Annotated in this window: 22 protein-coding genes; 10 read left to right on the forward strand and 12 right to left on the reverse strand. The window is 65.3% G+C overall.

Annotated features, from left to right (window positions below; all coding sequences use genetic code 11):
• The first annotated feature begins 2 nt into the window (after positions 1–2).
• The 4 genes from ngg (at position 3) to E8F11_RS29285 (ending at position 6,158) form a co-directional block, all read left to right on the forward strand.
• On the forward strand, positions 3–1,742 hold the full coding sequence (ngg, locus tag E8F11_RS29270; protein ID WP_280292416.1) for an N-acetylglutaminylglutamine synthetase: 1,740 nt from the start codon (positions 3–5) through the stop codon (positions 1,740–1,742).
• A 102-nt stretch (positions 1,743–1,844) separates the two neighbouring features.
• The gene (locus E8F11_RS29275) at positions 1,845–3,038 is read left to right on the forward strand and encodes an osmoprotectant NAGGN system M42 family peptidase (RefSeq protein WP_280292417.1); all 1,194 of its coding nucleotides are present in this window, start codon (positions 1,845–1,847) and stop codon (positions 3,036–3,038) included.
• Positions 3,039–3,185: 147 nt separating this feature from the next.
• On the forward strand, positions 3,186–5,879 hold the full coding sequence (locus E8F11_RS29280; RefSeq protein ID WP_280292459.1) for a hybrid sensor histidine kinase/response regulator: 2,694 nt from the start codon (positions 3,186–3,188) through the stop codon (positions 5,877–5,879).
• Positions 5,880–5,927: 48 nt separating this feature from the next.
• Positions 5,928–6,158, forward strand: coding sequence for a YheU family protein (locus E8F11_RS29285; RefSeq protein ID WP_280292418.1), 231 nt, complete (start codon positions 5,928–5,930; stop codon positions 6,156–6,158).
• Positions 6,159–6,320: 162 nt separating this feature from the next.
• Here the strand turns inward: E8F11_RS29285 and E8F11_RS29290 are convergent, their stop codons facing one another.
• The gene (locus E8F11_RS29290; protein ID WP_280292419.1) at positions 6,321–7,721 is read right to left on the reverse strand and encodes a multiheme c-type cytochrome; all 1,401 of its coding nucleotides are present in this window, start codon (positions 7,719–7,721) and stop codon (positions 6,321–6,323) included.
• 953 nt (positions 7,722–8,674) lie between these two features.
• Between E8F11_RS29290 and E8F11_RS29295 the strand changes: the two genes are divergently transcribed.
• Together E8F11_RS29295 and E8F11_RS29300 are read left to right on the forward strand one after the other, a co-directional pair.
• On the forward strand, positions 8,675–8,971 hold the full coding sequence (locus E8F11_RS29295) for a hypothetical protein (RefSeq protein WP_280292420.1): 297 nt from the start codon (positions 8,675–8,677) through the stop codon (positions 8,969–8,971).
• A gap of 106 nt (positions 8,972–9,077) precedes the next feature.
• A complete protein-coding gene (locus tag E8F11_RS29300) occupies positions 9,078–10,247 on the forward strand; it encodes a carboxylate-amine ligase (RefSeq protein WP_280292421.1) in 1,170 nt (389 codons plus the stop codon).
• Here E8F11_RS29300 and cls read toward each other — a convergent pair.
• From cls to E8F11_RS29330, 6 genes are all read right to left on the reverse strand, one after another.
• Positions 10,244–11,638 (reverse strand): cardiolipin synthase, encoded by a 1,395-nt coding sequence (gene cls / locus E8F11_RS29305; protein ID WP_280292422.1) that lies wholly within the window; start codon positions 11,636–11,638, stop codon positions 10,244–10,246. The two genes, E8F11_RS29300 and cls, sit on opposite strands and share 4 nt — an antisense overlap.
• A 155-nt stretch (positions 11,639–11,793) precedes the next feature.
• Entirely contained in the window at positions 11,794–12,126 is a 333-nt protein-coding gene (locus tag E8F11_RS29310; protein WP_280292423.1) for a YnfA family protein, read from the reverse strand.
• Between the two features lie 108 nt (positions 12,127–12,234).
• Complete coding sequence (locus E8F11_RS29315; RefSeq protein WP_280292424.1) at positions 12,235–12,663, reverse strand: hypothetical protein; 429 nt, start codon at positions 12,661–12,663, stop codon at positions 12,235–12,237.
• Between the two features lie 75 nt (positions 12,664–12,738).
• Positions 12,739–13,893, reverse strand: a complete 1,155-nt coding sequence (locus E8F11_RS29320) for an MFS transporter (protein WP_280292425.1) — start codon at positions 13,891–13,893, stop codon at positions 12,739–12,741.
• 109 nt (positions 13,894–14,002) lie between these two features.
• On the reverse strand, positions 14,003–14,815 hold the full coding sequence (locus tag E8F11_RS29325; RefSeq protein WP_280292426.1) for an SDR family oxidoreductase: 813 nt from the start codon (positions 14,813–14,815) through the stop codon (positions 14,003–14,005).
• 106 nt (positions 14,816–14,921) lie between these two features.
• Positions 14,922–15,290 carry a DUF2784 domain-containing protein gene (locus tag E8F11_RS29330; protein WP_280292427.1) on the reverse strand — a complete coding sequence of 123 codons (369 nt, stop codon included), beginning with the start codon at positions 15,288–15,290 and terminating at the stop codon, positions 14,922–14,924.
• A gap of 136 nt (positions 15,291–15,426) precedes the next feature.
• Between E8F11_RS29330 and E8F11_RS29335 the strand changes: the two genes are divergently transcribed.
• Positions 15,427–15,582 (forward strand): DUF3309 family protein, encoded by a 156-nt coding sequence (locus E8F11_RS29335; RefSeq protein WP_280292428.1) that lies wholly within the window; start codon positions 15,427–15,429, stop codon positions 15,580–15,582.
• Between the two features lie 113 nt (positions 15,583–15,695).
• Here the strand turns inward: E8F11_RS29335 and E8F11_RS29340 are convergent, their stop codons facing one another.
• The 4 genes from E8F11_RS29340 to E8F11_RS29355 all read right to left on the reverse strand — a co-directional run bounded on the left by E8F11_RS29340 (position 15,696) and on the right by E8F11_RS29355 (position 20,007).
• Complete coding sequence (locus E8F11_RS29340; protein ID WP_280292429.1) at positions 15,696–17,345, reverse strand: cation acetate symporter; 1,650 nt, start codon at positions 17,343–17,345, stop codon at positions 15,696–15,698.
• A complete protein-coding gene (locus E8F11_RS29345; RefSeq protein ID WP_280292430.1) occupies positions 17,342–17,653 on the reverse strand; it encodes a DUF485 domain-containing protein in 312 nt (103 codons plus the stop codon). The genes E8F11_RS29340 and E8F11_RS29345 overlap by 4 nt, the downstream gene beginning before the upstream one ends.
• Before the next feature lie 387 nt (positions 17,654–18,040).
• Positions 18,041–19,699, reverse strand: coding sequence for a cation acetate symporter (locus E8F11_RS29350; protein ID WP_280292431.1), 1,659 nt, complete (start codon positions 19,697–19,699; stop codon positions 18,041–18,043).
• The gene (locus E8F11_RS29355) at positions 19,699–20,007 is read right to left on the reverse strand and encodes a DUF485 domain-containing protein (RefSeq protein ID WP_280292432.1); all 309 of its coding nucleotides are present in this window, start codon (positions 20,005–20,007) and stop codon (positions 19,699–19,701) included. The genes E8F11_RS29350 and E8F11_RS29355 overlap by 1 nt, the downstream gene beginning before the upstream one ends.
• 226 nt (positions 20,008–20,233) lie before the next feature.
• Between E8F11_RS29355 and E8F11_RS29360 the strand changes: the two genes are divergently transcribed.
• Together E8F11_RS29360 and E8F11_RS29365 are read left to right on the forward strand one after the other, a co-directional pair.
• A complete protein-coding gene (locus E8F11_RS29360) occupies positions 20,234–20,458 on the forward strand; it encodes a DUF2061 domain-containing protein (RefSeq protein ID WP_280292433.1) in 225 nt (74 codons plus the stop codon).
• A 114-nt stretch (positions 20,459–20,572) separates the two neighbouring features.
• Positions 20,573–22,123, forward strand: a complete 1,551-nt coding sequence (locus E8F11_RS29365) for a glycosyl hydrolase family 17 protein (RefSeq protein ID WP_280292434.1) — start codon at positions 20,573–20,575, stop codon at positions 22,121–22,123.
• A gap of 140 nt (positions 22,124–22,263) precedes the next feature.
• On the opposite strand, the gene E8F11_RS29370 is transcribed toward E8F11_RS29365, so the two are convergent.
• Positions 22,264–22,650: a hypothetical protein gene (locus E8F11_RS29370; protein ID WP_280292435.1), complete on the reverse strand. Its 387-nt coding sequence runs from the start codon at positions 22,648–22,650 to the stop codon at positions 22,264–22,266.
• Between the two features lie 259 nt (positions 22,651–22,909).
• Between E8F11_RS29370 and E8F11_RS29375 the strand changes: the two genes are divergently transcribed.
• Positions 22,910–24,205 carry an alpha/beta fold hydrolase gene (locus E8F11_RS29375; RefSeq protein WP_280292436.1) on the forward strand — a complete coding sequence of 432 codons (1,296 nt, stop codon included), beginning with the start codon at positions 22,910–22,912 and terminating at the stop codon, positions 24,203–24,205.
• The last annotated feature ends 9 nt before the right edge of the window (positions 24,206–24,214 follow it).

The raw sequence follows: 24,214 nt of genomic DNA on the forward strand, positions 1-24,214 counted from the left end.
CGATGAAAGCCCATACCCTGCACAGCCAGCGGCTGCTGCGCGGCCAGGCGCCGTCCTACCAGCGCCTGCAGGCACAGCTGGCCGAAGGTCACCAGGAGCCTCACGAGGCGCCGCAGATACTCCACTGCGGCTGGGGCCGCCTGCTCCTCGGCCACACCTTTCCCGACCCGGCGAGCCTGGCCCGCGAGCTGCTCGGCGAGCAGCCCGGCGAGCGCGACATCGCGCTGTACGTCGCCGCGCCCCAGCAGGTGCTGGCCCAGGCGCCGCAGCAACTGTTCCTCGACCCTTCCGACACCCTGCGCCTCTGGTTTCCCGACTATCGCCCGGCGCGCCGCGGCTTCCGTGGCTTCAGCATCCGCCGGACGCAGAGCGACGCCGACTGGCTGGCGGTCAACCAGCTCTACCGCTGCCGCGGCATGCTGCCGGTGGACCAGGAGGCCATCACCCCCCTGCACCTCGGCGGGCCGGTCTACTGGCTGGCCGAGGACGAACGCGAGGGCCAGGTGATAGGTGCCGTCATGGGCCTCAACCACCGCAAGGCCTTCCACGACCCGGAGGGCGGGTCCAGCCTCTGGTGCCTGGCGGTAGACCCACAATGCAGCGGCCCCGGCGTGGGCGAGGCCCTGGTGCGCCACCTGGTGGAGCACTTCATGAGCCGTGGGTTGAACTACCTCGACCTCTCGGTGCTGCACGACAACCGCCAGGCCAAGGCGCTCTACGCCAAGCTGGGCTTCCGCGACCTGGCCACCTTCACGGTAAAGCGCAAGAACAGCATCAACCAGACCCTGTTCATCGGCCCCGGCCCCGAAGCAGGGCTCAATCCCTACGCCCGCATCATCGTCGACGAGGCCCTGCGCCGCGGCATCGAGGTGCAGGTGGACGACGCCGAGGGCGGGCTGTTCAGCCTCAGCCAGGGCGGCCGGCGCATCCGCTGCCGGGAGTCCCTCAGCGACCTCACCAGCGCCGTGAGCATGACCCTCTGCCAGGACAAGCGCCTGACCCATCGGGCCCTGGCTCGCGTCGGCATCCACCAGCCGGCCCAGCGCCTGGCCGGCAGCGACGCGGAGAATGCCGCCTTCCTCGCCGAGCACGGCAGCCTGGTGGTCAAGCCGGTGAACGGCGAGCAGGGCCAGGGCGTCGCCGTGGACCTGCGCAACCTCGACGAGGTGAATACGGCGATCGCCAACGCCGAGCATTTCGACAGCCGGGTACTGCTGGAAAGTTGCCACCAGGGCTTCGACCTGCGGGTGGTGTTGATCAACTACGAAGTGGTGGCCGCCGCCATCCGCCGCCCCGCCGAAGTGGTCGGCAACGGCCAGCACAACCTGCGCCAGTTGATCGAGTGCCAGAGCCGCAGGCGCCAGGCCGCCACCCAGGGCGAGAGCCGCATTCCCCTGGACGGCGAGACCGAGCGCACCCTGCGCGCCGCGGGCTACGGCTATGACGACGTGCTGCCCGCCGGCACCCGCCTGGCCGTGCGGCGCACCGCCAACCTGCATACCGGCGGCACCCTGGAAGACGTCACCGCGAGCCTGCACCCGGCCCTGGCCGAGGCGTCCATCCTCGCCGCCCGCACCCTGGAAATCCCGGTGGTGGGCCTGGACCTGCTGGTACCCGGCGCCGACCAGCCGGACTACGTGCTGATCGAGGCCAACGAGCGGGTCGGCCTGGCCAACCACCAGCCGCAGCCGACGGCGGAACGCTTCATCGACCTGCTGTTTCCGCTGAGCCGGATGAACTGATGCTCTTCGTAGGATGGGTGGAGCGGAGCGATACCCATCACTCCGAGCCACCGATGGGTATCGCGTTGCTCCACCCATCCTACCGATCGCCAAGGAGATGCAATGAGCAAGAGACTCCCCGACCCCGATCTCAACTACCTGCAGCAGGTGTTGCTGGAAATGCTCGCCATCCCCAGCCCCACCGGATTCACCGACACCATAGTGCGCTACGTCGCGGAGCGCCTGGACGAGATCGGCATCCCCTACGAACTGACCCGCCGCGGCACCATCCGCGCCACCGTCAAGGGCCGCCAGAGCAGCCCGGACCGCGCGGTGTCCGCGCACCTGGACACCATTGGCGCCCTGGTCCGCGAGATCAAGGACAACGGCCGCCTGGGCCTGGCGCCCGTGGGTTGCTGGTCCAGCCGCTTCGCCGAAGGCAGCCGCGTCAGCCTGTTCTGCGAAAGCCGCGTGCTACGCGGCAGCGTGCTGCCCTTGCTGGCCTCGGGTCACGCCTTCAACACCCAGGTGGACAGCCTGCCGATCAGCTGGGATCACGTCGAACTGCGCCTGGACGCCTACAGCACCACCCGCGCCGACTGCGAAAGCCTGGGCGTGGCCATCGGTGACTTCGTCGCTTTCGATCCCTTGCCGGAGTTCACCGAGAGCGGCCATATCAGCGCCCGGCACCTCGACGACAAGGCCGGGGTGGCGGCCCTGCTCACCGCCCTCAAGGGCATAGCCGAGGCTTGCCTGCTGCCGCCCATCGACTGCCATCCTCTATTCACCATCACCGAGGAAATCGGCTCCGGCTCGGCTGCGGCGCTGCCCTGGGACGTCAGCGAGTTCGTCGGCATCGATATCGCTCCGGTCGCCCCCGGCCAGCACTCCAGCGAACACGCGGTGAGCGTTGCCCTGCAGGATTCCGGCGGCCCCTACGACTTCCACCTCTCGCGGCACCTGCTGCGCCTGGGCGAGGAGCATTCCATCCCGGTGCGCCGTGACCTGTTCCGCTACTACCACAGCGACGCCCAGTCGGCGGTCACCGCCGGTCACGATATCCGCACCGCGCTGCTGGCCTTCGGCTGTGACGCCACCCACGGCTACGAGCGTACCCATATCGACAGCCTGGAAGCCCTCACCCGCCTGCTCGGCGCCTACCTGATGAGCCCGCCGGTGTTCGCCACCGATGCGGTCACCAGCCAGCAATCCCTGGAACCGTTCAGCCACCAGTTGGAACATGACGCGCAGATGGAGAGCGAGACGCGCGTCCCGACCGTGGAAAGTCTTGTAGGAAAGGGCGAAGGCAACGCTTGATGGGCGCCGCACGGACGGGCAAAGTGCCACGTAGGGACGCAATAACAACACCGGTGGTCGCCCATGCTTCGCCTTTCGGGCTGTGTGAAACCTGCAGCACTCGGTCTGGCCTTTCTCCTGCTCTGGCTCTGCAAGTCAGCCCTGGCGATGACGGCCGTGCCACTCGACCAGGATCAGCTCAGGCTCTCCCTCGGCCCCTGGGTGCATTATCTGGAGGACCCGAGGGGCGAGCTGAGCCTGGAACAGGTGCGCAAGCTGCCCGACCCTGCCTTCAGCCAGGTCCGGGGTGAACAGGCCAACCTTGGCAAGAACGCCTCGGTCTGGTGGTTCAAGGTGCGTATGGACAACCGCCAACCCCATACCCTGAGCGGCTACCTCGAAGCCAACTACCCGCTGCTGGACAACATCCGCCTCTACTACATCACACCGGACGGCCGGGTACAGGCCCAGGAGTCCGGCGACCACTTCGCCTTCTCCCAACGCCCGGTGCAGGTGCGCAACTTCTGGTTCCCCCTGGGCCTCGAGCCCGGCCAGAGCACCCTGATCCTCCGCGTAGAAAGCACCAGCACCCTCTTCGTGCCCCTGGTGTTCAGCACCTTCGATGCCAGCGCCGCCGCCCAGGAGAACCTCATGGGGTTCAACGGGGCCTTCTATGGCGTGCTCTTCGCCATGTTCTTCTACAACCTCTTCCTCTACCTCTCGCTGCGCGAGCCGGCCTACCTCTGGTACCTGGCCTACAACCTCAACGTCGGCCTGCTCGCCGCCTGCTTCGATGGCATGCTGTTCAAGCTGCTGCCCGAACACGTGGTGCTGCAGTCGGTGGCCATCTACATCTTCATGTACCTGCACTGCCTGACGGCGCTGCAGTTCAGTCGCCATTTCCTCCACACCGGCCTGCATTTCCCGCGCCTGGACCGGGTGCTGTGCGGGCTGATGGTCGCCACCCTGGCGGGGCTCCTGTCCTTCCCCCTGATCGGCCTGCACGCCTGGAACATCCTGGCCAGCCTGACGGTATCCGGCATCTCCGCCTTCCTCCTGCTCACCGGCGTCTACGTCTGGCGCAAGGGGCTGCGCTACGGCTCCTACTACACCCTGGCCTGGGGCGTGCTGCTGTTCGCCTTCATCCAGATCACCACCGGCTCCCTGGGGGTGGAAGTGCTGGGGCTGTTCGGCGCCACCGTGGTGAAGATCGGCGTCACCATCGAACTGATCACCCTCTCCATCGGCCTCGCCGACCGCATCAATACGCTCAAGGAAGAAGGTTTCCTCTCGCGCCAGGCGGCCGAGCAGGCGAACGTCGAAAGCCAGGCCAAGAGCCGTTTCCTGGCCAAGATGAGCCACGAGATCCGTACCCCGCTCAACGGCGTGCTGGGCATGCTGCAACTGCTCAAGGAAACCCCGCTGGACCGCAGCCAGCGCTTCTATGTCGACACCATCTCGAGTTCCGGCACGGCACTGATGGCGGTGATCAACGACATCCTCGACTTCGCCCGCATCGAGTCCGGCAAGCTGGAGCTGGAACATATCGAGTTCGACCTGGAAGACCTGGTCTCGGAGACCCTCGGCCTCTTCACCGCCCAGGCCATGGACAAGCGACTGGGCCTGCACCTCAGCCTGGACGCCGGGGTACCCCGGCGTATCCAGGGCGACCCGACGCGCCTCAAGCAAGTGCTGATGAACCTGCTCGGCAACGCCCTCAAGTTCACCGCCGAAGGGCATGTCGCCCTCAACCTCGCCATGCGCCACGACGCCACCGGCAAGCCGCACCTGGTCTTCAGCATCTGCGACAGCGGCATTGGCATCCGCGCCGAAGCCCTGACCCAGCTGTTCAACTCCTTCGCCCAAGGGGATTCCAGCACCACGCGCCGCTATGGCGGCAGCGGCCTTGGCCTGGCCATCAGCAAGGAGCTGGTGGAATTGATGGGCGGGCGCATCGACGTGCAGAGCACCCCAAACCAGGGCACCCGCTTCAGCTTCGACATCCCCCTGCAAACGGGCGAATTCAACACCGACGACCTGAACCAGTTGCTCGACGGCCGTACCGCCCTGCTCGCCTGCCAGGATGCACTCGGCCTCGATGCCCTGAGTCGCCTGCTCGGCCGCTGGGGCATGCGCTGCGAACGCTGCCAGGACCCGGACAAGCTGGTCGACCGACTGGAGGATTTCGCCGTGCCGCCGCTGCTGGTGCTGATGGCGCCCTGGCCCGGCGACCCGGAGCGCTGGCTGGAGTCGCTGCGCCCGCACCTGGAACACGGCCAGCGGGTGCTGCTGATCTGCCCGCCGGAACGCTGCCAGCACCTGCCGCCGGGTGCCGGCCTGCGCCTGCGCGCGATGGCCCAGCCGCTGACCCTGGCGCACCTGCGCGAGACCCTGCAGGCGCTCTACCGGGAACGCCGCCTGGAAGAACGCACGGAGATCCAGGAAGCGCGCCGCCGGGTCAGCGCCACGCCCTGCATCCTGGTCGCCGAGGACAATCCGGTGAACCAGATGGTGGTCCAGGGCTTCCTCAAGAAGCGCGGCTACCTGGTCCGCACTGTGGCCAACGGCGTGGCCGCAGTGGACGAATACGAGCGCGACCCGGAAGGCATCCAGCTGATCCTGATGGACTGCGAGATGCCGGAGATGGACGGCTTCGAAGCCACCCGGCAGATCCGCCGGATCGAGCGCAACCGCAACTGGCCGGCGGTGCCCATAGTCGCCCTCACCGCCCACATCCTCGACGAGCACCGCCAGGCCGGAGCCGCCGCCGGCATGGACGACTTCCTCGGCAAGCCCCTGGACAGCGCACTGCTGTTCAGCACCCTGGAACGTTTCATCCTGCGCCAGAACGTGGATGGATGACGCCGCACGGCGGCGGGGTTAGCATTCCGCCGCCGCTGGAGACACCTGATGCTCATCCCCTTTGACCTGCTCGAAGCCGACACCCTGACCCGCCTGATCGAGGACTTCGTCACCCGCGAAGGTACCGACAATGGCGACGACACCCCACTGGAAACCCGCGTCGAACGCGTTCGCCATGCGCTGAAGAAGGGCGAGGCGGTGATCGTCTACGACCCGGACAGCGAGCAGTGCCAGCTCATGCGCAAGCTCGACGTGCCCAGGGAATGGCTGGAGGAATGAGCCGGCCGCAAATGCTCTGCGCATGCATTGTGGGGGCGAATTCATTCGCGATGGGCAGCGCAGCTGCCCCTGAAGACCCGAATGGCGAACCTGCGGTTCTCTCAGCGATTGAAATCGCCCCCACAGGTACAGCACCCAATCCCGCAGTCAGGCGCTGAGGCTTCAAAGCCCCGCCGCCTGCACCGGCTGGCTCAGGGGAACACTACGTTCGGCCTTGGCCATCCGGGTGATTTCCACCTTCATCTTGTCCTTGCCCAGCAGGTAATCCACCAGACGCTGCGAGAACGGCCAGTAGTTCAACTCGGCAGTCAGGGTGACAGGCCCCACGGCATCCGCCGGCACCTGGAAGGAGAACTCACGGACGTCGTAGCCCTTGGGCAGGATGCGGTTGTCCGAGAGGATCTGGGTGGCATTCCATACCTCGATATCCAGTTCCTTGCCGTCCTTGTCGCCCAGGTGGACCTTGAAATTGCGGGTATCAGGCTCGGTTGCGCCTTCCTTGATCGCCCCCAGCCGATAGAACTCCCGGCCCGTGCCATCCACGGCATGGAAGTCGATCCAGACCTCGCGGCCCTCGGGGAAACCGGTGGGCAGTTTGTGCCCCGCGCCGACATTGGCGACCTTCACGCGGACCGATACATCCTGGCCGGGTACCAGGCCGTCGGCCATCGGCTCGAACTCGATCGTCGCCGCCCGGGCCAGTGATTCCCGCGCACGCTGGGCCGCCTCCTTCTGCCCCAGGTATTCCAGTACCGCCGCATTGGCGCCGGTGAACCAGTGGGAGGCCACATCGGCGCGCTCAGGCCCCATGACCGCCGCCTTGCCGGCGAATCCCGGCATGTGGCAGCTCTGGCAGGTCTCACCATTGAAACTGTATGGGCTCTCCAGCCACTCATCGTAGGTGCGCTCGACCGCCACGGTGCTGAAGGGGTGGGTCACGTTGTGGCAGGTGGCGCAGAAGTCCGAGCGAGTGTGCAGGCTTGAGTAGACGGTGTCGTGGTAGGGCGACACCGCGTCACGGCGCGGGCCGAACTTGGTCGGCTTGCCATGGGCCCGCGGACTCAGCACATAGGCGCCGTTGTCCAGGCCGGTTCGTGCGCTGATGTTGTGGCAGGTTTCGCAATCCACGCCCGGCATGGGGTTGTTCCGGGCTGTGAACTCCACCGACGCACGATTGACCGTGGAATTGATCTGCCCCGTGGTCAGGCCGACGGGCGTGTGGCAACCCGTACAGAAGTTGTCGACCTTGCCTTCGGTCGCCTCGCTTGCCTTGCGCAGCAGCGCCCGATAGATGGGCTCATCCCAGGATTGGGACATCATCGAGGTGCGCCACTGCTGGTAGATCTCCCTATGGCAGGCACCGCAGACCTGGGCATCATCGAAATCCTTGGTACTCAGCAGGACGTTGTTCGGCGTATTGGCCCTATGGGGAAAGAAGGGCAGACCGTTCTTTTCCTCCATCAGCCGGGAACGCGCCGGTTCCAGCCACTTGTCATTGTCCTGGGGGGCTTCGGCGACCACCGACTGGGTCGCCAGTAGAATGACCAGGACGAAGCCGAACATCCTGAAGTTCCCGGTGCCTGGATTCGCGGGGGTCGATGGATCAGATGACTTCCTTACCAAGCCGACCATGTCGTTCCCTCGCCGGAATCAAACAGCAGCAGGACGCAAGCACGAAGCGGCAGATTAACGGCAAAATCCGCCACGTTCGGCGCTTTTATCCGAAATTGAACCTGTATTCCCCGTTCACGGGGTGTTAGTCAGTAGTAGATGGGGGCCGTGCCTGCGTCAAATTCAAGGCGAATCACTAATCCGCAGATTCATATGCCATATCCATTTGAATTTACTTGGTTTATTTGCAGCAGATGGAGAAGAGAAAAGGCGATGAATGGCGATAATTTCGCACCAGCGACATCTCGGCCAGATAAAGCGGCGGGCACAAAAAGGCCGCCAGAACGGCGGCCAGACAAAGCACAGAGCACCAATAGACTCTGGAGTCAGAGTGTAGAAGCTTCGCTACGAATTGATGACAGAACTGCAGTAAACCAGGTGCATTTCGTCGGTAATTTCGGCAATTTGCATGGCAACCGCTCTAACTCGCACATTCCGCTCCGGAGTCGCTTTCCATTCGGCGCATCCGTCCCACTTGCTGGCATCTCCCACCGTAGAAATTTCGTACAGCGCGGCAACCTTGAGTGCCTACAAACAGCCTCGCTAAAGTCCCTGCCGTCACGGCACTGACCGCGACCGGGCGTCGCAACCCGGACCTTACGCAGGACACGGTATGCCCTTGGGCCTCTTTGCGCTCTATGGCGGGCCGTGCAGGGAAGGCTTCGGCCTTACCGGGTTTTCCTCGCGTGACCGGTTTGCGACCCCTGCATGGCCCGCCACCCTACTGCCCCGAACGGCAGGTGGCGGCTCCTCTACCACGCAAGGAAGCAAGGATATGCACCCCCCATTCCGTTCCGGAAAAGCCAGGGTCACGGTAGCGTCACTCCCCAGCACGGAGGTCCGTCATGACTGAATTCAGGCCCGTCCCCGTGCCGTCCCAGCCTTACGACGACGTCCTTTTCATCAACACCGGAGCACCTTCTTCCCACCTGTTCGAAGCCGCCAGCCAGCGCATGGCCGCCCTCGGCGATCTGCTGCAGATGCTGGAGAACGGCACCCGCTTCACCTTCATGCCCCAGGAGACCGCCCGCCTGGCCTCGGCGCTCGGGCTGCTGCTCGCCGATGCCCGGGCACTGCACGAGGCGGCCTTCCTGCGTGCCCAGGAGGAAGAGAGCCAGAAGCCGAGGGAGGCGAAACCATGAGCCCACGCCCATGCCGACTCCAGGCGCCGACCGCACGGCGCCTGTTCCGAACCATTGCGCCAGGGGGCCGGACTAACGCTCAGGACCTGACCAAGGTACTGCCGCCATGACCGGACAGCGGCGCCAGCCTGCATCCCGCATCCCCCCGCCAGCGCTCAGCTTCGGCATCGAGCAGGAGTTCTTCATCGCCGATCTGCGCAGCCGCAACATCGTCCGCCGACGCCCACGGCGCTTCTTCCAGGCCTGCCAGCAGGCCTTTGGCGAGCAGATCACCACCGAGCTGCTGCAGAGCCAGGTGGAACTGGTCACCCCGATACTCGACAACCTCGCCAGCGCCCGCGCCTGCCTGCTGGAAACCCGCGCCAGCCTCGGCGCCATAGCCGAGGACTTCGGCCTCGGCATACTTGCCAGCGGCACCCATCCCCTGGCGCTCTGGCGCGAACAGGAAGCCACCCGTGAACCGCACTACGAGCAGCTGTTCGGTGACTTCCAGATAGTTGCCCAACGCAACCTGCTCTGCGGCCTGCACATCCATGTCGGCGTGCCGGACGGCGTGGACCGCATCAGGGTCATGAACCGGGTGATGCCCTGGCTTCCGCTGCTGTTGGCCCTCAGCAGTTCCTCGCCCTTCTGGGAGCGCAAACGCACCGGCCTGATGAGCTACCGCCAGGCGGCCTACGACGAGTGGCCGCGCACTGGCATTCCGGACCATTTCAGCAACGAGCGCGCCTACCGCCGCTATGTCGAGCTGCTGCTGAAGACCGGCTCAGCGACCAGCGACAGCGATATCTGGTGGGCCATCCGCCCCTCGGTGCGCTATCCCACCCTGGAGCTGCGCATCACCGACGCCTGCCCGGTGGTAGAGGACATCCTCTGCATCGCCGCCCTGTTCCGCGCCATGGTCCACCAGGCCGTCGCCTCGTCCTCCGGCATCGACCGCCACAACGAGATGACGCGGCTGGTGATCGACGAGAACCGCTGGCGGGCCAAGCGCTTCGGCACCGAGGCCACCTTCCTCGACCTGGACAGCCGGCGCAATGTCGCCATCGCCCAATGGCTGGAGATGGCCGGAGCCCGCTTCGGCGAATCCCTCGATGCCCACGACGACGGCGCGGCCATGGCGCAGGCCCGCAGCATCCTCGACCAGGGCAGCAGCGCAGCCCTGCAGCTGCGCCGCTACAACGCCGCACGGCGGACCGGACTGGCGCGCCGGCAAGCGCTGGCATTGGTAGTGGACGAGCTGATGGAGGTCTCGCGCCGCGGCGGTTACGCCTAGAGCCAGTACTCCCAGAAGCGCCCGATCCTTTCGCTGGCGCGGGCGCGGACGGGACGCTCCCGCCACCGCTCCAGGGTGAGCTCCTCCGAGTTCTTCAGGTCCTCGAGGAAGGCGTTGCGCATTCGCCCGCCGAAGTCGGTGCCGAGTACCACCACATTGACCTCCTGGTTATGCAGGAAGCTGCGCCAGTCGAGGTTGGTCGAGCCCACGGTGGACCAGACGCCGTCAATCACGCCCGCCTTCACATGGAGCAACGCGTCACGGCGCTCGTAGAGCCTGATCCCGGCCTCCAGCAGTTCGCGGTAGTAGGCCCGCCCGGCGTGGAACACCAGCCAGGAGTCGGTGCTGCTGGGAATCACCAGGCGCACGTCGACCCCACGGACCACGGCATCCTTGAGGGCGTCCAGCAGCTGCGGGTCGGGCACGAAGTAGGCGCTGGTCAGCCAGATTTCGCTCTGGGCGCTGTGCAGCGCGGAGATCAGGGTGGCGTAGATCTGGCTGTAAGGTTCCTCCGGCGAACTGCCGATGGCGCGCACCACGTCGCTGCCCTTGCGTTCCAGCGGCGGGAAGTAGTGCCGCGCGACCAGGATCCCGCCCTTCTGCCTGTCCCAGGTGCCGATGAACAGCTTCTGCAGTTCGGCCACCACCGGTCCCTCGATGCGCAGGTCAGTGTCGCGCCAGGGCAGCTCGTCGCTCGGCGGCTCCCGGGCTCCCGAGCCCAACGAGCCTCCGGAATAGACCCCGCTGATGTTCACCCCACCGAGGATGGCGACGCGGCCGTCGACTATCAGCAGCTTGCGGTGGTCGCGCTGGTTGACGTCCCAGCCGGCCTTGGCGGTCATGGGGTTTACCGGGTTGAACTCCACCAGTTTGATCCCCGACTCGCGCAGCCGGGCGAAGAACGCCTTTGGCGTTCTCAGGGTGCCGACGCTGTCGTAGATCAGGTTGACCTGCACGCCGCTGCGCTGCTTGGCGATCAACGCGTCGGCGAAGCGCAGCCCGACTTCGTCGGCTTCGAGAATGTAGGTCTCCATGTTGATGTGGTCACGCGCGGCATCTATCGCCTCGAACATCGCGTCATAGGTCTGCGGACCATCCTGCAGCAGGTCGACCTTGTTGCCGGCCGTGAGCGGGCTGCCGACCAGGGACTCTTCGATCGCCAGGTGCAGGTCGAAGATATTGGTTTCCATGCCGGGGGCCTTGAGCCGGTCGAGGATGGCCTTGCTGCGCTCCTTCGACAGCGGGCCGCGCGTGCCATCCACCTGCACCGGGGTGGCCGGCGAGTGGACCATGTCGGGGTTGATATGGGGCAGCGAGGTACAGCCCAGGAGGAGCGATGCATAGAGCGCCACCAGGACACGCGCCACTGTCCCTGATGACGGCAGGTTCATCCAGCATCCTCCAGTGGAGGGAGGGTCATTGCCCAGTAATGTCCATCAGCAGCCCTGGAGGCTGCTTTCCGGGTTGCCTTGCCTGATTCGACAGTGGGCCAGCGGGAAAGGTTGAGGGAATTTTCCGGGCAGGGAAGCCTGGGCCCGCCCCTTTCTCAGGACGGAGAGAAGCGCGGCCCGAGCAGGATGACGGTGGCACCCAGCACGCAGAGGGCGGCCCCCAGCCAGTCGCTGGCCAGGGGCCGGGTACGCTCCACCAGGCCGAGCCAGAGCAACGAGGCGACTATGTAGATGCCGCCGTAAGCCGCATAGGCGCGGCCGGCGTAGGCAGCCTCCACGCGGGTCAGCAGCAGGGCGAAGAGGGTCAGGCTGAGCAGCCCGGGAGCGATCCACCAGGCGCTCTTGCCCATCCGCAGCCAGAGCCAGAAGGCGTAGCAGCCGGCGATTTCGAAGAGCGCGGCGAGGAAGAACCAGAGGTAGTTGAGCATGGGGTAGTTTCCTTGGATACCGGGTGGGCTGGGGTTCTCCTCACCCCCGGCCCCTCTCCCAGGGAGAAAGGGGAGATAAGCGGCCCTTCGCCCGCATTCAGAACGTGGCTAGCCGTGCACGCCGCCTTCGCGTTCCCAGGCGCAGCGCACCCGCAGGTTGTCTTCCTGGGGGCTGTGCAGGCCCTGTTCACTTTCCCAGCGGAAGGTATGGATGCCGTTGAGCTCGGTCTCCAGGTGGACCACGGCGCTGCTCCAGTAGAGTTGCCTGAGCAGGGCCTCGAACGCCTTGACCCAGAGACTCCACTCGTACTCCACCGCCGGGTAGCTGGCGCCGAAGTGGATCACCTGGGTACGGAACAGGCCCTCGCCGGGCTGTTCGCAACAGGAAAACATCTCGCGACCGAGGAAGGGCCAGGCCTCGCCGCTGGGCAGGCTGTCCAGCACGCGGCGGTTGGCATCGCGGCGCAGGCGATGTTCCTGATCGTCGAGCGACGGCCAGTCGCGGATGCAGCCATAGACGATGGATTCGGACTCCACGCGGGCACTCCAGTGAAACAGTGGCAGCCTTCTAACACAGGACTGCCACGGGAGAAAGGAACTGCGTCGAAGTCCTCAGCGGTGGCCACGGCCCAGCAGCCAGGCCAGCAGGGACATGACCAGTGCCAGGCCACTTAAGACCATGAAGGGCGCCTGGTAGCTGCCCGCCAGGTCGCGACCGAGGCCGGCGAGAATGGGCGCGAGGCTGGCCAGGCCGTAACCGGCGAACAGCATCATGGCGGTCCAGCGGCTCACCGCCAGCGGGGTATGTACCTCATACAGCGGCAGCACCATGGACAGGGCGAAGGAGCCGCTCAATCCAAGGCCCAGCAAGGCGGCCCAGACCTCCGGCAGCAGGGTCGGCTGGAAGCAGATCATCCCCAGGCAGACCGAGCTGATGAGGCCGCAGACCAGCAGCAGCTGGTAACGGTTGTCGAAGCGCTGCGCCAGCCAGGGAAGCACGAACGCGCTGGGCAGGCCCACCAGCATGAACAGGCTGAACAGGCTGTTGCCGCGCAGCAGACTGAGGCCGGCCTCGTGGTAGCGGGCCACCAGCCAGGTGGTGAGGGCGTAGAAGAGACCGGCCTGCAGGGCGAAGAAGGCGGTGATCAGCCAGGCCCGCGGTTCGCCCCAGGGCAGGCCGCCCTGCGCCGCCTCGCCGGCGGACTCGGCGCGGTTGGGCAGGCGCAGCCAGAGGAACACGGCGAGCAACGCGGGAATGGTCCAGAACGCCAGGCCGAAGTGCCACTGGTCCCCCAGCAGGCGGGTCACGGGAATCGTCAGCACGGCCCCGGCCGCGCCGCCCATGGTCATGCTCAGGGAGTACCAGGCAACCACCCGGCCCACCTGGTCATGGAAATGGCGCTTGATGAAGCCGGAAAGCAGCGGCCCGGCCACTGCTATGCCGGCGCCCATGGCCACCGCGCTGCCGATGAGTACGGCGCTGGCGTGGCTGGCCAGGCGTGCCAGCAGGGCCACGCCGATCAGCGCCAGGCAGGCGGTGATCACCCGCTCCAGGCCGTAGCGCACCGCCAGGCGCGGCGCCAAGGGTGCCAGCAGGCCCATGCAGAGCACCGGCAAGGCGGTGGTGAGGCTGATCAGGCTGCGGCTGAGGGATAGTTCGAAGGCGATGCGCTCGATCAGCGGCGCGAGGGAAGTGATGCCGGGCCGCAGGTTGATGGCGGCAAGCACCAGCGCCAGCATCAGCAGCGCACGGGAAAGGGGTTTCACTGTGGGTCCATCCGGGTTGGCGATCAGGCCGGGGGAGAAACCCTACTCCCCCGGTCCACCGCCGGGCAACCCCGGACGACGCGGAAGCTGACCGATCGGACAGTGGCGATCAGGCGTGGCTCCGGTTCTTGGCACGCATCCTGGCCGACATGCTGGCCATCTCGTCGTAGAGCGCGTCCGGGTTCTTCTGCTTCAGCGCCCAGGCCATCCGGCCCTGCTCGTGGGGGAGGATCATGAAGGTGCCGGCGGCCACTTCCTGGAAGATGTACTCGGCGATGTCGGTCGCGCTGATGGGCGAGCTTTCCAGCAGTTTGCCCACCTGCTGCTTCATGGCCGGGGTCGGGCCGCGGAAGGAGTCCAGCAGGTTGGTCTGGAAAAAGGACGGGCAGACCACGTGAACGCCCACGCCCTCCTCCTTCAGCTCGATCAGCAGGCTTTCGGACAGGGCCACCACGCCGGCCTTGGCCACGTTGTAGTTGCTCATGGCCGGGCCCTGCATCAGTGCCGCCATGGAGGCGACGTTGACGATCCTGCCCTTGCTCCGCTGCAGCAGCGGCAGGAAGGCCTTGCAGCCCTTGACCACGCCCATCAGGTTGATTGCGATCTGCCAGTCCCAGTCTTCCAGCGACAGCTCCTCGAAGAAGCCACCCGAGGCGACGCCGGCGTTGTTGACGATGATGTCGATGCCACCCAGCTTCTCTTCGCAGGCCTGGGCCAGCGCGGTGAGCTGGCTGTAGTCACGGACGTCGCAGCGTTGGGTGAAACCGTCGCCGCCAGCCTCGCGGACCAGCCTGAGGGTTTCCGCCAGGCCCGGCTCGTTGACATCGGACAGGGCCAGCTTCCAGCCTTCGCGCGCCCAGCGCAGGGCGATTTCGCGGCCGAGACCGGAACCGGCGCCGGTAATCATGATTCGGTTCTGCATGGTGAGGTGCCTTTCTGCTGTGTGCGATAGATGAGCCGCAGTGTAGCGAAGGCCATAGTGGCTCAACCCTTGAATCACGGCGCTGAATGATGGGGGTGAAACACCGCTAGCGGCGCCGCAGCAGGCGATTCAGCAGCAACCCATAGGGCACCAGGTTGAGCAGCAGCACCAGGGTCCCGAGCCAGAGCTGGATACCCGGCGTGAGGCCCGCCGGATAGATCAGCGGCACCAGGTAATGCTCGATGAAGCCGCCACTGTAGCCCTGCTCCCCCGCCGCCAGGCGCAGACGGTTCTCCAGGGGGGTGAGGGGGCAGATGAGGTGGAGGAATTCCGCCGTGGCGCCCCAGACCACCGCCGGCAGATGCAGCAGGGCCAGACGCGGCCACTGCAGCACCAGCAGGCCACCCACGACCACGAAGAGGATGAAGGCCAGGTGCAGGAGCAGCACGGCATCTGCGGCGATTCTGTAGGTCATGGTGCGGCGTCCATACAGTCTTTTTCCTTGAACCAACGGAAATAGCGGTCAGTCGGTTACTGCAGGCACATTCAATTTGCCATCAATCCACAACGGCCGTGCCCTGGCGTTCCGACCTACCGAGGAGTCACCGCCTATGATCACCATTCTGCTGCTCATTATCCTGATCCTGCTGCTGATCGGCGGTCTGCCGGTCTTCCCCCATTCGCGCAACTGGGGCTACGGCCCTTCGAGCATGGTCGGGGTGCTCCTGGTCATAGTGGTGGTCCTCCTGTTGTTCGGCATGATCTAGCCGCGCAATCCCGTAGGTTGGGCTTCGCAGGCTCAGCACCAACCTACGCCCCCTCCGAAAAGGAAAAGGGCAGCCCGAAGGCTGCCCCGCATCTTGCGCGTCAATTGGCCGGATCAGTGGGCGGTGGCACCGCTGGCGCCCAGGCCGGTCTGCGAACGCACGAATTGCGCGCGGAAGCGTGCACGCTCCTCGCCCGCCGCGGCCGACTTGTCGGTAATGGAGAAGAGCCAGATACCGACGAAGGCCACCAGCATGGAGAACAGCGCCGGGTACTCGTAGGGGTAGATGGCTTCCCCGTGCCCCAGCACCGTCACCCAGACGGTTGGGCCCAGGACCATCAGGCTCACCGCGGTGACCAGGCCCAGCCAGCCGCCGACCATGGCGCCGCGGGTGGTCAGCCTCGGCCAGTACATGGAAAGGATCAGCACCGGGAAGTTGCAGCTGGCCGCGATGGAGAAGGCCAGGCCGACCATGAAGGCGACGTTCTGCTTCTCGAACGATATCCCCAGCCCGATCGCCAGCACACCGAGGATCAGCGTGGTGATCCGGGTTATGCGCAACTCGTCCTTTTCCTTGGCCTGGCCCTCCTTGATCACGTTCGCGTAGAGGTCGTGGGACACCGCCGAGGCGCCGGCAAGGGTCAGGCCGGCGACGACCGCGAGGATGGTGGCGAAGGCCACGGCGGAGATGAAGCCGAGGAAGACGCTGCCGCCCACGGCGTCGGCCAGGTGCACCGCCGCCATGTTGTTGCCGCCGATCAGGCCCCCGCTGGCGTCCTTGAAGGCCGGGTTGGTGCTGACCAGCAGGATGGCGCCGAAGCCGATGATGAAGGTCAGGATGTAGAAGTAGCCGATGAAGCCGGTGGCGTAGAACACCGACTTGCGGGCTTCCTTGGCGTCGCGGACGGTGAAGAAGCGCATCAGGATGTGCGGCAGGCCGGCCACCCCGAACATCAGCGCCAGCCCAAGGGAAATGGCCGAGACCGGATCCTGCACCAGGCCGCCGGGGCTCATGATGGCCTCGCCTTTCGGGTGGACCTTGATGGCCTCGCTGAACAGGGTGGCGATATCGAAGTCGACCTCCCTGAGCACCATCAGTGCCATGAAGGTCGCGCCGAAGAGCAACAGCGCCGCCTTGATGATCTGTACCCAGGTGGTGGCCAGCATGCCGCCGAAGAGCACGTAGCAGACCATCAGGACCCCGACCAGGACCACCGCCACGTGGTAGTTGAGGCCGAACAGCAACTCGATAAGCTTGCCGGCGCCGACCATCTGCGCGATGAGGTAGAGGGCTACCACCACCAGCGAGCCGCTGGCCGACAAGGTGCGGATCGGCCGTTGCCGGAGGCGGTAGGAGGCGACATCGGCGAAGGTGTACTTGCCGAGGTTGCGCAGCCGTTCGGCGATCAGGAAGAGGATCACCGGCCAGCCAACCAGCCAGCCGATGGCGTAGATCAGGCCGTCGTAGCCCGAGGTGAAGACCAACGCGGATATCCCCAGGAAGGACGCGGCGGACATGTAGTCGCCGGCAATCGCCAGGCCGTTCTGGAAGCCGGTGATGCTGCCACCGGCGGTGTAGAAGTCCGCCCGCGACTTGCTGCGTTTCGACGCCCACCAGGTGATGCAGAGCGTGAAGCCGACGAAGGCGACGAACATCAGGATGGCGGGGAGGTTCAGCGGCTGGCGCCCCGCAGCGCCGTCGGCGGCCCACAGGGCCGGTGCAACGGCCGACAGGCCGATGGCCAGAAGGATGCGCACATTCATTGCCGTACCTCCTCGAGGATTTCCTGGTTCAGGCGGTCGAATTCACCGTTGGCGCGGTAGACGTAGATGCCGGTCAGCAGGAATGCCAGGACATCCAGGCCGATGCCGATGGGGATGCCCCAGGTCACTGGCGAGCCGGGGCCGATGCGCGAGCCCAGCAGGTCGGGGGCGAAGGCGATCACCAGGATGAAGGCCAGGTAGAGGCCGAGCATGATGGCCGAGAGCAGCCAGGCGAAGCGCTGCCGTCGGGAGACCAGTTGATGGAATCGTGGGTTCTGCAGAATCCGCTGGTTGATCGGGTCGGTCATTGTTGTTGTCCTCATTGGCGCGAGTTGCTCGCGGCCCGAATCTAGGACAACGGTACTTATTCGATAGCCGACCTTGGTTGTAGACCCGTTGGCCCCGGTTACCGGCCAAGCCCCATGCAGCTTGGCTTCCGGGCCGGCGAGGACTTTGGGGCTGAATCTATTTCCCACACTACTTGCAGAAATTTCCCAGCCATTCGCTGGAATCGGGGCATTCCGATTGTGCGGGAGAACTGTAGGAGCGAGCTTGCTCGCGAAGGACGAGTGCAGCACCACTCGCCAGCAAGCCGGCTGCTGCTGCCCCTCCCCCGCACTCCGGGAACCGCTCTCGCAAGCATGAAAAAGGGCAGCCCGAAGGCTGCCCCAAGTCATGCAAGTGGATGGGTCGGATCAGTGGGCCACGGCACCGCTGGCGCCCAGGCCGGTCTGCGAACGTACGAACTGCGGGTAGAAGCGTGCGCGTTCCTCGTCCGCTGCGGTCGACTTGTCGGTGATGGAGAAGAACCAGATACCGATGAAGGCAACCAGGATCGAGAAGAGCGCCGGGTACTCGTAGGGGTAGATGGCGCTTTCATGGCCGAGGATCTGTACCCAGATGGTCGGGCCGAGAATCATCAGGCCCACCGCCGTGATCAGTCCCATCCAGCCGCCGATCATCGCACCGCGGGTGGTCAGCTTCTTCCAGTACATGGAGAGGATCAGTACCGGGAAGTTGCAGCTGGCGGCGATGGAGAAGGCCAGGCCGACCATGAAGGCGATGTTCTGCTTCTCGAAGAGGATGCCGAGGCCGATGGCGACAACGCCCAGGATCACGGTGGTGATCTTCGATACGCGCAGTTCGTCCTTCTCGCTGGCCTTGCCCTTCTTGTAAACGGAAGCGTAGAGGTCGTGGGACACCGCCGAGGCACCGGCCAGGGTCAGGCCGGCAACCACCGCGAGGATGGTGGCGAAGGCCACGGCGGAGATGAAGCCGAGGAACAGGCTGCCGCCCACGGCATTGGCCAGGTGCACCGCCGCCATGTTGTTGCCGCCCAGCAGCGCGCCGGCGGCGTCCTTGAAGGCCGGATTGGTGCTGACCAGCAGGATGGCGCCGAAGCCGATGATGAAGGTCAGGATGTAGAAGTAACCAATGAAACCAGTGGCGTAGAACACCGACTTGCGGGCTTCCTTGGCGTCGCTGACGGTGAAGAAGCGCATCAGGATATGCGGCAGGCCAGCGGTCCCGAACATCAGGGCCAGGCCGAGGGAAATGGCGGAGATCGGGTCTTTCACCAGGCCGCCGGGGCTCATGATGGCCTCGCCTTTCGGGTGGACCTTGATGGCTTCGCTGAACAGGGTGGCGAAGTCGAAGTTGACGTGCTTGAGCACCATCAGCGCCATGAAGGAAGCACCGGCGAGCAGCAGCACAGCCTTGATGATCTGTACCCAGGTGGTCGCCAGCATGCCGCCGAAGAGCACGTAGAGCACCATCAGAATGCCCACCAGCACGACGGCGACGTGGTAGTTGAGGCCGAACAGCAGTTCGATCAGCTTGCCGGCGCCGACCATCTGCGCGATCAGGTAGAAGGCCACCACCACCAGCGAGCCGCTGGCGGACAGGGTACGAATTTCCTTCTGCTTGAGGCGGTAGGAGGCGACGTCGGCGAAGGTGTACTTGCCGAGGTTGCGCAGGCGTTCAGCGATCAGGAAGAGGATCACCGGCCAGCCCACCAGGAAGCCGATGGAGTAGATCAGGCCATCGTAGCCAGAGGTGAACACCAGCGCGGAAATACCCAGGAAGGACGCCGCGGACATGTAGTCGCCGGCGATCGCCAGGCCGTTCTGGAAACCGGTGATGCTGCCGCCTGCGGTGTAGAAGTCGGCGGCGGATTTGCTGCGCTTGGAGGCCCAGTAGGTGATGTACAGCGTGAAGCCGACGAAGGCGACGAACATGACGATGGCGGAGACGTTCAGCGGTTGGCGCTGGACATCACCTTCGATGGCGCCTGCGGCCCAGAGGGCGGGTGCCACGGCCATCAGGCCGAGCACGGCAAGGATGCGCGCGATCATTACTGGACCTCCTTGAGGATTTCGTGGTTCAGGCGGTCGAACTCGCCGTTGGCACGGCGAACGTAGATGCCTGTCAGCACGAAGGCCGAAAGGATCAGGCCAACACCGATCGGGATACCCCAGGTGATGGGAGACTCAGGGCTGATGCGGGCGCCGAGCAGTTGCGGCTCGAAAGCGATCAGGAGAATGAAGGCCAGATAGAGGCCGAGCATGATGGCAGAGAGTATCCAGGCGAAGCGTTCGCGTTTGGATACCAGTTCCTGAAAGCGCGGATTCTCCTGAATCCGCTTGTAGGTGCTGTCGTTCATTGTTGTTGTCCTCCACAGCGCGGGTTGCTGGTGAAGCCAACAATAGAACGGTCGTACAAGCACAACAGACGACCTTAGTCGTAGCTTGGGACCATTCTCGACCAAGGTCGTACAGTATTCGATATAGCAAAACTATCGAAACCATGGCGCTTGAGAATTTCCCCGTATCGATCCGAATCACTAGCCTGGGCACATCGAATAATCATTCGCATTACCGAGGTGCGCCATGCTCAAGACCGTGACCTTCACCCTCATGCACTTCTGCATCGCCTTCGCCGTGGCCTACGCCCTGACCGGTAGCGTAGCGGTCGGCGGCCTGGTGGCGGCGGTCGAGCCGCTGTGCAACTCGGTCGGCTTCTACTTCCACGAGAAGATCTGGAAGCGCTTTGAAAAGGGCGATGAGCCGCGCCAGGAAATTCCCCGGCATGCCTGGCTGCATCATCACGCCTGATGCGGTCCCAGGCCGGAAATCCGCTGTGCGGATTTTCCCGCCTCGGCCGTAGGAGCGAAGGGCGTGAATCCGCTAAGATGCGCGGCTTTGCCCCCAACGCAAGCACCCTTAGACATGAGTCAGAACGCCCGTTTCCCTGCACTCCCCTATCTGTTCTCCAGCCTGATCGCCCTGCTGGCCCTGGCGGGCCTCTGGTACGGCCTGGGCAAGCCCGTGGTCCTGCCGGATGCGGCGACCCCCAGCCACAAGCTGCAGTGCGCGTCCTACAGCCCCTTCGACAAGGATCAGTCGCCATTCGACCAGCCCTTCGTGCTGCGCCCCGAGCGCATGGATGCGGACCTGGCCCTGCTGGCGACCCGGTTCCACTGCGTGCGCACCTATTCCATGACCGGCCTGGAGGCCATCCCGGAACTGGCGCGCAAGCACGGCCTCAAGCTGATGCTGGGCGCCTGGGTGAACAGCAACCCGATGGACACCGCCAAGGAAATCGATGCCCTGATCAAGGCCGCCAATGCCAACCCGGACGTGGTGCAGTCGGTGATAGTCGGTAACGAGACCCTGCTGCGCAAGGAAGTCACGGGCGCCCAGTTGGCCAAGCTGATCGAGCAGGTCAAGGCCCAGGTACAACAGCCGGTGACCTATGCGGATGTCTGGGAATTCTGGCTGCAGCACCCGGAAGTGGCGCCGGCCGTGGACTTCCTGACCATCCACTTGCTGCCTTACTGGGAGGACGATCCAGCTGGCATCGACCAGGCCCTGCGCCATGTCGGCGAAATCCGCCAGGTGTTCGGCAACCGCTTCGCGCCCAAGGACATCTTCATCGGCGAGACCGGCTGGCCCAGCGAAGGCCGCCAGCGTGAGACCGCGGTGCCGAGCCGGGTCAACGAGGCCAGGTTCATCCGCGGCTTCGTCGCCATGGCCGAGGAGAACGGCTGGGGCTACAACCTGATCGAAGCCTTCGACCAGCCCTGGAAGCGTGAGAGCGAAGGCGCCGTGGGCGGCTATTGGGGCCTGTTCGACGCTGATCGCCAGGAGAAGGGCGTACTGGCCGGCCCGGTCACCAACCTGCCCAATTGGCCCATGTGGCTGGGCGTTTCCGGGCTGATCTTCTTCGCCACCCTGATGCTCGCCGGCCGTCCAGCCTCCACCCGCGCCGCCCTGGTACTGCCGCTGTTGGCCGCGGTCGGCGCCGCCTGCATCGGCCTCTGGGGCGAACTGGCGCGGGTCACCAGCCGCTTCGTCGGCGAATGGCTCTGGGCCGCCTTCCTGGTCGGTCTCAATCTGATCGTGCTGGCCCACGGCGCCCTGGCCCTGTCCGCTCGCGGCGGCCTGCGCAACCGGCTGTTCGACTGGCTGGAAAGCCGTGGCGGCTGGTGGCTGGCGGCTTCAGGCTTCGCCGGCGCGGTGCTGATGCTGGCCCTGGTATTCGACGCCCGCTACCGCAGCTTCCCCAGCGCCGCGCTGCTGCTGCCGGCACTGGTGTACCTGTGCCGCCCGGTGGCCGTACCGCGCCGCGAGATCGCCCTGATGGCGGTACTGATCGGCGCAGGCATAGTGCCGCAGCTCTATGAAGAGACCCTGGGCAACCTGCAGGCCATCGGCTGGGCTGCCGTGAGCGCCCTATTGCTGGCCGCCCTCTGGCGCAGCCTGCGGGTCAAGGCCTGAGCACGGATTCGACGGTAGGGTGCGCCATGCGCACCGATGGCTCGGCATAGGGCTGCCGGTGCGCACAGCGCACCCTACCGAAGACCCCTCCAACGAAAAAGGACGCTCGAAGCGTCCTTTTTTCATCTACCTGGAAGGTTTCAGGCATTCACCGCCAAGGTTTCCGGCCGCGACCGGCGCACCAGGCGCAAGCCGGCGATGACGCAGGCGAATACCGCGAGGCTCGCGGTGTAGAGCACCAGGGCCGGCAGCGCGAACAGCAGCGCCAACAGGGCCAGGCTCCAGCCGATGCGGCCGGGCACGAAGAAGCCGATAAGGGCAGCACCCAGGCCGATCCAGGCGATGAGACGGAAATGGATCAGCAGGCCGAGGCCGGCGCGCGCCTGGCACTCCCAGCGTTGCGCCTCCTCGACGCAGAGGCCGACCCACTGGCCATCCTCCATCAGGGCGAAACGGACCCCGTAGCTGGCCGCCAGCCAGAGCGGCAGCAGGATCAGCAGCAGGATGAGGGACGAACGGCTGGACATGGTTCTCTCCAAAAGTGGAAGCGGCGCCAAGGATAATCCCCCGACCGCCTTATGCAAGGGCCTTGCGTCCATCCGGCCAGCATTGGACTGATGTACGGGCCGCACTTGCGGGACTTGCAGTTGTCATAGGCTCGGTATTCACTCATGACGTTCTCTTATAAGGAACGGAGCCCCGGTGCCTGACTCGGCATACCGGGGGAGTGGATGGAGCCCGCCGCCTCGGCCAGGCCTCCGCAGAAACTGAACAGGGACCCTTCCTATGCTTCGCCTTCGCCTCGCCGCCCTGCTGGGTAGCCTGATCCTCTGTGCCCAGGCCCAGGCCGCAGACCTGGATGCGGAGAGCTACGGCTTTCCGATCGCCAACCCCTTCGAGGCGACCATCGCCACCACCCCGCCCGACCTGCGCAGCAAGGTGCCGGCGGACGAGGATATCGACCAGTCCGACTACGACCTCAAGCTGCGCCCGGAACGGGAAAACGACCTGCCGGACAACTTCTGGTCGGTGAAGAAGCTGCGCTACCGCCTGGCCAGGCAGGACCACCCTGCCCCGCTGGTCTTCGTGATCGCCGGCACCGGCGGTCATTACGCGAGCACCCACGCCGAGAGCCTCAAGCGACTCTTCTATGGCGCCGGCTATCACGTGGTGCAACTGTCCTCGCCGACCAGCTACGACTTCATGGCCGCCGCTTCGCGCCACGCCACGCCAGGCCTTTCCGCCGAGGACGCGGATGACCTCTACCGCGTCATGCAGGCAGTGCGCGCGCAGCACCCCGGCCTGCCGATTACCGATTTCTACCTCACCGGCTACAGCCTCGGCGCCCTGGACGCGGCTTTCGTCAGCCACCTCGACGAGACCCGCCGCAGCTTCAACTTCAAGCGCGTGCTACTGCTCAACCCGCCGGTGAACCTCTACACCTCGGTGACCAACCTCGACCGCCTGGTGCAGACCCGGGTCAGGGGCGTGGACGACACCACGACCTTCTACCAGGTGGTGCTCGGCAAGCTCACCCGCTACTTCCAGCAGAAGGGCTACATCGACCTGAACGACGCCCTGCTGTTCGACTTCCAGCAGTCCAAGCAGCGGCTGTCCAACGAGCAGATGGCGATGCTGATCGGCACCGCCTTCCGCTTCTCCTCCTCGGATATCGCCTTCACCTCGGACCTGATCAACCGCCGCGGCCTGATCACCCCGGTGACCTACCCGATTGGCGAAGGCACCAGCCTGACGCCCTTCTACAAGCGCGCCCTGCAGTGCGATTTCGACTGCTACATCACCGAGCAGCTGATCCCCTATTGGCGCGCCCGCTTCGACGGCGGCAGCCTCACCCAACTGATCGACCAGGTCAGCCTCTACGCCCTGGAGGACTACCTGAAAAGCACCAGCAAGATCGCCGTCATGCACAACGCCGACGACCTCATCCTCGGCTCCGGAGACCTCGGTTTCCTGCGCCGCGTCCTGGGCGACCGGCTCATCGTCTATCCCCATGGCGGTCACTGCGGCAACCTCAACTACCGCGTCAACGGCGACGCCATGCTGGAGTTCTTCCGTGGCTAAGAAAGCACT

It is taken from the genome of Pseudomonas sp. BN417 (assembly GCF_029871205.1).
GTDB lineage: Bacteria > Pseudomonadota > Gammaproteobacteria > Pseudomonadales > Pseudomonadaceae > Metapseudomonas.